Raw genomic sequence first — 10,395 nt, forward strand, 5'->3', positions numbered from 1 at the left:
TCTCCGATCATGTGAACTCGTCCGTGATCCACCGGAAAGACCTTGATCCACGGGGCAGCGCTGGCTGACCCGCTCCCGACGTCAGTGGTGATGGTTGCGGGTGGCCAGGCGCAGACCGACCGCGTCGAGCGCCTTCCGCCAGGGAAACCTGTCGAGGTGCTGGTCGCCGGTGCCCGGCGCGTGCAACGGGATGACGTCGTCGCCGAAGAGAACGCTGACCCCCCAGCTCCGCAGCCGGGCGATGCTCTCCTGGAAGGCGGGGTGCGCGGCCATCGCCGCGTTGGTGAACGGAACCGCGACGATCGGCAGCCCCTTGCCCTGGCCCTCGACCACGAGCCCCAGCGCCAACGTGTCGGCGATCCCGGCCGCCCACTTGTTGACCGTGTTGACGGTGGCCGGCGCCACGATGATCGCATCGGGCGCGGGCAGCACGTCCGGGTCGCCGGGGTTCTTGTACGAGGTGCGCACCGGATATCCGGTCTGCACGACGATGGCCGGCACGTCGACGAACTTGCGCCCGTCGGGCGTGACCACCACGCAGACCTCCCAGTTCTCGTGCTGCGCCATCCTGATCAGCACGTCGACGTTGCGGGCGGCGGGCGACCCGCAGCAGATCACGTAGAGGACGCCGCGGGTGGAGGATCGCCCGATCATGCCGCCCGGACCCGCGTCATACGCTCACTCCCATGTGCTCGGCCAACTCCGCGATCGGCACCGGCGGCGTGCCCCGGGTCCGGCGCAGCACGTCGGACATCACCTCGTGCGCGATCGGTCGGCAACGGATCTCCGCCGGCGCCAGCCGGTCCCCTTCCAACAGCATCTCGCTCGCCTTGTCGACGTCGCCGAGTTGCGTGTAGCCGCGGGCGATGTCGAGCAGGTGGTGGGCGCGCCGCTCCGGCAGCAGGGCCGCGAAGCCCTCACCGTCGATCATCTCGTGGGTGTCGACGGCGTACCGCCCCTCGCCCAGTTCGACGGCGGCGGCGGCCCGGTGCAGCTGGACGTTGGTCGGACCGAAGCTGGTCCAGTAGTGGTTGTGGTCGCCGCCGAGCGCGCGGGCCGCCTCGTCGGCGCCGTGCACCAGGTCACGGACGGTCGCGCTGTCACCGATGCGGGCCGCCGCCATCGCCCCCTGCAGCAGGAGCATCCCGTAGACCGAGAGCCGCTGCGGACTAGCGTCGTTGCCGCTGCCGGGGGCCAGCCGGTTGGCGATGTTGACGTTGACCTCGAGCGCGGGGCGGGCCCGCCCGAGAGCGAGCAGCGCGTTGCCCACCCGGTAGGTGGCGACCCCGGCGAGCAGCGGGTCGCCGGCCCGCTGGGAGACGGCGATGGAACGGTCGGCGGCGAGCCAGGAGAGCTCGTGCTCACCGAGCTTGCGCAGCGCGGAGGAGGCGATCTGGTAGACCTGCCCGAGCAGATGGGCGCCCTCACGCCCCTCGTCCCCGGTGCCGTACGCGGTGTCGGCGGCCTGCGCGTCGCGCAGCAGCTTGGGCAGCGCGCGGGCGAGCACGCCGTACTTGGCGTGCTGATAGGTCAGCCAGGCGTGGCTGACGGCCTTGCGGATCTCGCCCAGCGGCGGCGGCTGCGGCACGGCGTCGAAGAACGCGCTGATGCAGTCGTAGCGCTCGAGGGCGGCGCGGATCTCCTCCACCTCGACCTGGTCGATGCAGCTGATGCTGTCCGGCCGCCGCTCGGGCTCCTTGCCGAGCAGGAGTTGCACGTCGAGCTGCAGCACGTCGGCGATCTCGTAGACCACCGAGAACTTGTCCAGCCGGCGGACCCCCCGCTCGACCTTGTCAACCCAGCTCTTGGACTTTCCCAGCCGGTCGGCGAAGACCTGCTGCGACATCTTGCGGCGACCCCGCCAGTAGGCCACGCGGCGCCCTATTGGCAGCTCATCCACGTTCATCCCCTCCCCCCTTGCGTCTCGGACGTCCCCGTGTCGGTTGTTGACTCAGTCGCGTGGCGGCGCGGGCGAGTGTCACTCCTTGGTGCTGGTCGCACAGCATGTGCGTTGCCGCGTCGACCGACGATCGTAATTTTTGATGCAAGTTGCAAATACGTGCCTGTAAATGGCAACGACCATGAGACGTTCCGGTGACGGTGATCAATGGCTGGCGTGACGCCGGCCAGCAAGGTTGGGGGGGTCCAACCATGGGGTGGCGCGATCGGCTCTCGTTGACCAGGACGCGGTTGCGGAACCGTGCCCTGCGTTACGCGAATCACGGGTGGGAAGTGACACCCGGCGCCCGCCTGGACCGCGGGCGCTTCGAATGCGGCCGACCTGGCTGCCCGACCACCGGCTGCCACCCGGCTCTCGAGCACTGGGAGCAGGCCGCCTCCAACGATGCGACGCAGATCGCCGCGTGGTGGCGGCGACATCCGCACGCCGTGCTGCTCGCGACCGGCCATGGCTTCGACGTCCTGGAGGTGCCCGCGCACCTCGGGCTCTGGGTGCTCGGCGCGGCCCGGTTGCACGCCCGACTGGCCGGTCCCGGCAACAGCCAGGTCCGCGGGCCGGTGGCGGTGACACCGAACGGGCGCTGGATGTTCCTGGTACGCCCCGGTGGCCCGCTCCGCCCCGAATTCGACGGCTCGCTCGACGTGGTGCGGCACGGTCGCGGCTCGTGGATCCCCGCGCCACCGACGGTGCTCCCCGAGGGCCCGGTGCGGTGGGTGGTGGCGCCGGAGGAGACCCGCTGGCAGCTTCCCGACTCGTACGTCGTGCAGGGGATGTTGATCAACGCGCGGAACACGTCGCCGCGTCATCTCACCACCAGCCGGCTGCCCCGACCGCTGCCTCGGCTGAACCGCGCGACGTAGGCGGGGCGCGGCGAAGGGGTGCACGACCGCCGATGGTAGCGGTATCGGCACGCCCGTCCCGCGGTCGCGACGCAGCGACCGCCCGGCTCGGCGGTCGTTAACGCAGTTAGCGGCCCTGGTCGGGGCGCGGGCGGGGGCGGACATGTTAGGTCTCAACGTAATGCGGTTGATCGACTGGGTCGAGTCCCTCGATGGTGTTTCTCACCTGGCCCGATGGGCCGGGACCCGCCCCGGCGGCTCCGGTCCGGGCAGCTCACGCCCGACCGGTTCCCGGCCGGCCGGCACCCACCGCCCGGTGCGGGTCACGCCGCTGCGGGGCTGAACGCCGCTATCGGGCCACCGGCAGCCCGGCGGAGCGGACGCGGCGCTCGTCCTCCGTGACCACGGCGCAGTCGTACCCGGACAGGCCGACCACCCAGTCCGCGCCCGCCGCGCCCATCGCGACCGCCGCCGTCGCGTACGCGTCCGCGGTGCCGAGATCCGGTCCGACCACCGTCACCGAGCGCAGCCCCCAGGCCGGCACGCCGCGGCGGGGGTCGAACACGTGCGGACCGCGCTCGTACACCCCTGACGTCGCCACGGCGAGATCGGTGCCGGTCAGCACCCACGCGGTCCGCTCCGGGTCCCACGGATGCCGGATGCCGATCCGCCACGGCCCGCCGTCGGCGTTGCGGCCCCGTACCCGCACGTCGCCGCCGGCATTGACGCAGTGGTTGAGCGCGCCGGCGGCGAGCAGCCGGTCGGAGGCGACCTGCGCCGCCCAGCCCTTGACGTAGCCGGACGGGTCGAGCCGGCCGGTGGCGTAGCTGTCGAAGTAGCCGTCGGTCTCGCGCCACAGGTCGGCGCAGCGGGTCAGCACCGTACGCAGATCGGCGGAGAGCTCGCGGTGCAGCAGTTCGCGCCGGTCGAGCCGGCAGACCTCACTCTCCGGTCGGTACGTGCTGAACCGCCGGTCGACCTCGCGCAGCCAGGTGAAGACCTCGTCCGCGAGCTCGGCGAGCCTCGACGGCGGCAGGTCGTCGGCGAGGTCGAGACTGATCGTCGTCCCCATGAGCTGCTCGACCCGGCGCAACCCGGGCCGCTGCTCAGCCACGCCGACCCGCGGCGGCGGCGTCGATCGCCGCCGCCAGGGAGCTGCGGTAGCTGTCGCTGGTGGCGGTCGCCCCGGAGACCGTGTCGAGGTTGGCGCCCTGCCGGCTCACGGCCTGCCCGGCGTTCCCGCTGTACCGGTCGTCGACGCTGTCGCTGCGCCGGCTGGACTCCGCGGTCCCCCGCGGCAGCGCCACGGCGGTCACGTTGGTGATCCGGCTCCCCGTCATCGTGACCCGCACCCGGATCTGGCCGAAATTGTTGGTGACGATCGGACCGGTCACCGTGAAGGGGGTGTTCGCTGGCGGCGCGGGCGCCTTCCGCGCCGGAGGCGGCGCGGCGGGCGCCTTGCCGGTCTGCCGGGGCGCGGCCGGTCGGCTCGCCCCGGTCCCGGCGGTCGGAACGACGCCGGACCGCGGACCGGTGGGTGGGGCGCCGGCGATCGCCGGCGTGCCCGATCCGCCGGTCCTGCCGGCCGGCCGGTTCTGCGCGACCTCGGTGGCCGCGGGCCCACCCTTGAACACCACCAGCAGGGTCGTGCTGGCGGCGAGAGCGGTGATGGCGAAGACGGCGCGACGCATCTGAGGGAACCTCCTCCGCTACAGCTCGAACGTGGCCAGATGGATCTGCCGCCGCGGCACGCCCGCCCCGCGCAGCGCGGACGTGGACGCCTCGATCAGTCCGGGCGGCCCGCACAGGTAGACGTCGCGGCGGGCGACGTCGGGAACGAGCTGGGTCAGCCCCCTGCCGCTCATGACCTGCCGCGGGCCCGGATCGTCGCGGCCGCCGATCACGTACCAGATGTCGGTGCCGCGGGCCTCGGCCAGCCAGTCGAGCTCGCGGTGCAGCAGCACGTCGGCCGGGGTGCGGGCGCGGTAGATGAGCGCGGCGCCCGGCGGCAGCTCCTCCAGCAGGGCGCGGATCGGGGCGATCCCGCTGCCACCGGCGATGAGCAGCGCCCGCTGCCGGGTGCGGTGCGCGGCGGTGAAGGTGCCGGCCGGTCCGGCCGCCCAGACCCGGGTCCCCGGATCGAGATCGCGCAGGTCCGCGGTGTGCGCGCCGACCACCTTGACGGTGAGCCGCAGCCAGCGCCCGTTCCGCGCGGCGGAGAGCGAGAACGGGTGGGACTGCCACCAGCAGCCGGTGGTGAGGAAGCGCCAGCGGAAGAACTGGCCGCCACGGGCGTCGAGGCGGTCCAGTCGCCGTCCCGTCAGGTAGATCGAGATGACGTCGGGGCTCTCCGCGACGACATCGGCGACGCGGAGCCGGTGCCGCAGGTTGAACCGGAGCGGCGCGACGACCCGCCCCCAGACCAGGCAGGCCAGCACGACGACGTAGAACGCGAGCCACCCGGCTCGGACCGGGCCGGGACGGAAGAGCTGCTGCCCGTGCGTGAACTGGTGCCCGAAGCCGAGCAGCAGCACGGCGTAGCTCGACAGGTGCAGGTAGTACCAGAGCTCGTAGGGCAGCGCCGCGCGCACGGCCCGGATGCCGAGCAGCCCGAGCGCGACCATGATGCCGGCAGCCGCGAACGCGCCGGCCATGTCCTCGTACTCGGTGAGCAGCAGACCGGCCTCGTCGATCAGCGAACGCCGCTCAAGAGCGGCGTAGCCGACCAGAATCAGCGCGGTGTGCGCGAGCACCGCGACGACGACGGTGGCCCCGAGGTCGCGGTGCCAGCGGGCGAGCCGCTCGGTGCCGATCGACCGTTCGAGCAGCGGCAGCCGGCTCATCAGCAGCACCTGCAGCAACAGCAGATAACCGGCGACCAGGCCGGTGATCCGTCCGGCCGCGAGCACCGCCGCGTCCGTGCCACGCACCGAGCCGGGCGGCGTCTCCAGCCACCAGGGCAGCACGCTGGCGACCAGCCCCAGCCAGAGGCCCAGCACGATCAGTCGGCGGCCGGCGGATCCGCGCCGCTGCGGCACGAACCCGGGTACGCGGCGCGGGCGGCCCTGGGATCGCGGATTGCCGGACCGGGATCCCGTGCCGGTCCGACCACCTCTGCCGGCGCGCGTGGCGGCGCGGGTCACGCGTAGAGCTTCACGGGGCGTCGTCCAACCCGGGGATTCCGTCGCCACCCCTGCGGTCGGTCCCGTGGCGGTCGGCGCGGTCCCGGTCCATGTCCAGGTGGTCGACGCGGAAGCCGTCGCGGCCGGGGAACGTCGTGCCGGGCCGCCCGAGGCCCTGCGGACCGATCCACTGCGGAGCGCGGTACGGCTCCTCCTCCCGGTAGTTCTGGTCAGCCATGTATCAATCCGGTTTCTCCAGGTGCGCCGGAGCAGCCGCGGTATCGGTGGGCGGTGGCTCGGCGGCTGCTGCGGTGGGGTGGTAGGGGACGGTAACCACGGCGGTGACCTGCTTCAAGACCACGAAGATGCGCTGGCGCGGCCACTTAAGACAGAACTGGAGAAGGCGGCGCGGGGGCGGGAATGCCGCAGCCGGGACGGACCGGCGCTTTCGGCGCTCGCGGCGCCGCCCCGGCGGCGCTTCGCGCGGCCGGCGACCACAGCCAAACTTAAGTCGCGGCTAACCACACCCCCAAGAACCCCCGTGATCAGGCCGCAGGTCCCGGCGGGTCCGCGGACACCTCCCTGATCACCCCGGTCACGCGCACGTCCCACCGCGACACCTTCGGTGGGGCCGACCGGCGTGACCCCGGAAGGAGTGGGTACCCGTCCGGTGGCCCGAGTTGACGCATGAGGGGAAGGGCACCGCCATGCTCAGCAGAGAGGATCAGCGCCGGTTCGACCAGATCGCACGTCAGTTGCGGATGACCGATCCGGAGTTCGTCGCCCGTCTCGGCGACACCGCCGCCACCCGCCGCAACCGCATCATGATCGTCGTGAGCCTGCTGCTCTGGGCGTCGGTGCCGGCCCTGACCGTCATGGGTGGCTGGGGGGCCGGCGCGACGTCGGTCGCGCTGCTCGGCGTGGCCGGCGTGCTCGCGCTACGAGCCCGGCCCTGGTGACCACCACCCCGGTCCACCACCGCGCCGGCGACCCCGATGATCAAGGGATGCGCCGCCTCCGCGCGGGCGTGTCACGCTGCCGATCCCTTGATCAACCAGGCGAGTCGGCGGCGGGGTCGCGGGCGGCGAACCGCTCGTACGCGCGGCGCAGCCGCTCGATCAGGCCCGGCCCACCGATGACGGCGGCCGGTGGACCGAGTTGACGCAGCAGCAGGTCCGGCGCGGCGTCCAGCGTCGGCGGGCGGGATGGCAGCGGCACCGGCGGCAGCCAGAAGCGCTCGACCGCCTCGGCCAACGGCAGGTGGGGCAGGTCGGCGAGGGCGAGCGCCGCACCGGCGCCGGCGCCCGCCATCTCCGGATCGCCCGTGGCGGCGGCCACCGGCGCGACGGACCCCTGCGCCCCGCGCAGCTCGCGGAGCCGGGCGAGCAGGCGATCACGGTCGCGCCCGCGCCAGTGCAGCAGCTGGAACGGGTCGGCGTCGAAGGCCTCGGCGAGCAGGTAGAAGGTGGCCGCGAGGTGCTTGCACGGCACCGCGAAGTCGGGGCAGTCGCACGACATCCGCAGCTCGTCCACGACGCCCGGGAAGAGCGGCGCGCCCGCCTGCGCGAAGACCTCCTCCAGCTCGGGTGGGAGGTCGCCGGCGAGCAGCCGGGCGGCATAGAGCGCCTGGACGGCGAGGAGCACCTCGATCCGCTCCCAGACCGGCTCCGGGTACGCGCGCAGCCCGACCCGCACCGCGTACGGCTTGGGCCGGGAGCCCTGCACCGCGGCGGTGACCTCGCCGGGCGCGATGTCGAGCGAGACCACCTGCCCCTTGCGGGCGTACGAGCGACCACGGGTCAGCCGGGTGCCGAGCGCGAACGATTCGAGCACGTCGACGAAGCGCCGCGACCACCAGGACTGTCCGATCGCGCCACGGGCGGTCCGGGCCCGCAGGCCGCCCTCGACCGGGCGCGGCTTGCCGAACTCCGAGAAATCTGTCATTCGACCACCGCTCCCGCCTCCAGCGCGAAGAGCTGCCGCAGCTCCGATGTGGAGAGCTCGGTCAGCCACTGCTCGCCGGTCCCGACGATCTTCGCGGCGAGCCCCCGCTTCTCGGTGATCATCGCGGAGATCTTCTCCTCCACGGTGCCCGCGCAGACGAACTTGCGGACCTGCACCGCGCGCCGCTGACCGATCCGGAACGCCCGGTCGGTGGCCTGGTCCTCCACCGCGGGGTTCCACCACCGGTCCACGTGCACGACATGGTTGGCGGCGGTGAGGGTGAGCCCGGTGCCACCGGCCTTCAACGACAACACGAAGAGCGGCGGCCCGGCGTCGGTCTGGAAACGCGCCACCAGTTCGTCGCGGCCCGACTTGCCCACCGCCCCGTGCAGGTAGAGCACCTCCCGCCCGAGCCGTGCCGACAGGTGGGCGCGCAGCATGTTGCCGAACTCGGCGTACTGAGTGAAGACCAACGCCTTCTCCCCCGCCGCCAGGACCTCGTCGAGGAGCTCCTCCAGGCGGGCCAGCTTGCCCGAGCGCCCCGGCATCGGCGAGCCGTCCCGCAGCAGTTGCGCGGGGTGGTTGCAGACCTGCTTCAGTTTCGTCATCGTGGCGAGCACGAGCCCGCGCCGCTCGATCCCCGCGCTGGACTCGATCCGGGCCAGCATGTCGTCGACCACGGCCTGATAGAGCGAGGCCTGCTCGGCCGTGAGGTTGCAGAGCACCTCCATCTCCAGTTTCTCCGGCAGATCGTCGATGATCGACTTGTCGGACTTCACCCGGCGCAGCACGAACGGACCGGTGATCCGGCGCAGCCGCTGCGCCGCGTCGTCGTCGCCGTGCCGCTCGATCGGCTCGGCATAGCGCTTCTTGAAGCTCGGCGCGCCACCCAGCAGGCCCGGGTTGGCGAAGTCCATGATGGACCAGAGGTCGGCGAGGCGGTTCTCCACCGGCGTACCGGTGACCGCGATCCGGTGCCGCGCGGGCAGCGACCGGAGCGCGACGGCCTGCCGGGTGGCGGCGTTCTTGATCGCCTGCGCCTCGTCCACCACGATCCGGTGCCAGTCGACGGCGGCGAGCGCCGCCGCGTCACGGGCGGCGACCGCATAGGTGGTGACCACGACGTCCGCGTCGCGCACGGCCGCGGCGAACTCCGGGCCGCGCGGCCGGTCGGCCCCGTGATGGACGTGTACGCGCAACTCCGGCGCGAACTTCGCGGCCTCCCGTTCCCAGTTGCCGACCAGCGACATCGGGCAGACCAGCAGGGTCGGTCCGGCCGCCTCATCGCGCGCGAGAAGCGAGAGGATTTGTACCGTTTTTCCCAATCCCATATCGTCCGCGAGGATCCCGCCGAGACCGAGCGACTGCAGGAAGCTCAGCCAGGCCAACCCCCGCTTCTGGTACGGGCGCAGCGTCCCCCGGAAGCCGGGCGGCTCGTCGACCGGCGCGAGGTGCCGCTCCGCCTGCCCGGCGAGCAGGTCGCCGAGCGCACCGTCCGCGGTCACCTCCAGCACCGGCAGCGCATCGGGGTCGTCCCGCAGCTCGAGCCCGAGCCGGAGCAGGTCGCCCACGGTCATCTCGCCGGCGGAGCGGAGCAGCTTGAGCCCGGCGGCGAGGCGCTTCGCGTCGAGTTCGACCCACTGGCCGCGCAACCGCACGAGTGGGGTCTTGAGGGCGGCGAGATCCTTCAGCTCGTCGGCGGAGAGTGGATGGTCGCCCAGCGCCAGCTCCCACCGGTAGTCGACGAGCGATTCCAGGCCGAGTGAGCTGCGTGCGGCGACGGTGCCGGGGGCGGTGCGGGTGCGGGCCGCAAGGCGGGCGCCGAGCCGGGAGGCGGGGCGCTGCCACCAGGAGGGCAGCAGCACGCCGAAGCCGGCGGCGTGCAGGATCGGCGCGCCGTCGCGGAGGAACCGGTGCGCCCCCTCGTTGTCGAGGTCGAGCGCCTCCGGCATCGCCGTCCGCAGCGCGTCCTCCAGTTCGGGCCAGAGTCGGCTGGCGCGCCCCAACTCGGCGAGGAGCGTCTCCTCGGGCGCGTCGAGGTGCCGGGCGAGCGCACGCAACCCGTCCTGCCCCGCCCAGATCCGGTCCGCGTCGACCACCAGGCTCGGTTCGTCGGCGGCCTGCAACGCGAACCACAGCCGCCAGGAGTCCTCGTCGTCTTCGAGCACCGGCTCGACCAGCCGGAAGCAGGCCCGGACCGGGCTGCCGGCGGCGTCGCGCTGCCAGGCGCGCAGCTCATGGTCGAGCGTGGCGAGCGCGCCGGGGGCTGCCGCGACGTCGCGCTGCCGGCCGGTGAGCGCCCGCAGCCAGGCGCGTACGGCGGCGTCGGTGCCGGTGGCCCGCCGGTTCTCGGTGAGGCGTACGCCCTCCAGCGCGGCCCGGGCGGCGGCGTCGGTGAGGGCGTCGAGTGTGTCGGCGACCAGCTCGGCGGCGGACGTGTCGGGCGCGGCGGCGCGGGCGGCCGGCGGCAGCTCGAGCATCATCACCTCCAGATCGCCCCACTAGACCGCGGCGCGCTCCACCTCAGGCG

General features: G+C 73.0%; 9 protein-coding genes and 1 pseudogene. 2 read left to right on the forward strand and 8 right to left on the reverse strand.

All coding sequences use genetic code 11. The annotated features are described in order from the left end of the window. Positions 1–81 precede the first annotated feature (81 nt). Positions 82–654 carry a flavoprotein gene (locus AB0J06_RS19685; RefSeq protein ID WP_357430374.1) on the reverse strand — a complete coding sequence of 191 codons (573 nt, stop codon included), beginning with the start codon at positions 652–654 and terminating at the stop codon, positions 82–84. Between the two features lie 16 nt (positions 655–670). After that, complete coding sequence (locus tag AB0J06_RS19690; protein ID WP_357430387.1) at positions 671–1,900, reverse strand: helix-turn-helix domain-containing protein; 1,230 nt, start codon at positions 1,898–1,900, stop codon at positions 671–673. Between the two features lie 251 nt (positions 1,901–2,151). On the opposite strand from AB0J06_RS19690, the gene AB0J06_RS19695 reads away from it, so the two are divergent. Continuing rightward, positions 2,152–2,820, forward strand: coding sequence for a bifunctional DNA primase/polymerase (locus AB0J06_RS19695; protein WP_357430375.1), 669 nt, complete (start codon positions 2,152–2,154; stop codon positions 2,818–2,820). A gap of 328 nt (positions 2,821–3,148) precedes the next feature. On the opposite strand, the gene AB0J06_RS19700 is transcribed toward AB0J06_RS19695, so the two are convergent. From AB0J06_RS19700 to AB0J06_RS19715, 4 genes are all read right to left on the reverse strand, one after another. Further along, positions 3,149–3,871: an FAD:protein FMN transferase gene (locus tag AB0J06_RS19700; RefSeq protein ID WP_357430388.1), complete on the reverse strand. Its 723-nt coding sequence runs from the start codon at positions 3,869–3,871 to the stop codon at positions 3,149–3,151. A gap of 34 nt (positions 3,872–3,905) precedes the next feature. Further along, positions 3,906–4,490, reverse strand: a complete 585-nt coding sequence (locus tag AB0J06_RS19705) for an FMN-binding protein (protein WP_357430376.1) — start codon at positions 4,488–4,490, stop codon at positions 3,906–3,908. An 18-nt stretch (positions 4,491–4,508) separates the two neighbouring features. Further along, complete coding sequence (locus AB0J06_RS19710; RefSeq protein ID WP_357430377.1) at positions 4,509–5,837, reverse strand: ferredoxin reductase family protein; 1,329 nt, start codon at positions 5,835–5,837, stop codon at positions 4,509–4,511. 115 nt (positions 5,838–5,952) lie between these two features. Beyond that, positions 5,953–6,159, reverse strand: coding sequence for a hypothetical protein (locus AB0J06_RS19715; RefSeq protein WP_357430378.1), 207 nt, complete (start codon positions 6,157–6,159; stop codon positions 5,953–5,955). Positions 6,160–6,628: 469 nt separating this feature from the next. Between AB0J06_RS19715 and AB0J06_RS19720 the strand changes: the two genes are divergently transcribed. Then, a complete protein-coding gene (locus AB0J06_RS19720) occupies positions 6,629–6,880 on the forward strand; it encodes a DUF3040 domain-containing protein (protein WP_357430379.1) in 252 nt (83 codons plus the stop codon). A 91-nt stretch (positions 6,881–6,971) separates the two neighbouring features. Here AB0J06_RS19720 and AB0J06_RS19725 read toward each other — a convergent pair whose 3' ends face one another. Then, positions 6,972–7,865: an SWIM zinc finger family protein gene (locus tag AB0J06_RS19725; RefSeq protein ID WP_357430380.1), complete on the reverse strand. Its 894-nt coding sequence runs from the start codon at positions 7,863–7,865 to the stop codon at positions 6,972–6,974. Next, a pseudogene (locus AB0J06_RS19730) lies at positions 7,862–10,395 on the reverse strand (DEAD/DEAH box helicase); the annotation flags it as partial. The pseudogene AB0J06_RS19730 and the gene AB0J06_RS19725, both read right to left, overlap by 4 nt.

It is taken from the genome of Micromonospora sp. NPDC049679, assembly GCF_040659735.1.
Classification (GTDB): domain Bacteria; phylum Actinomycetota; class Actinomycetes; order Mycobacteriales; family Micromonosporaceae; genus Micromonospora_I.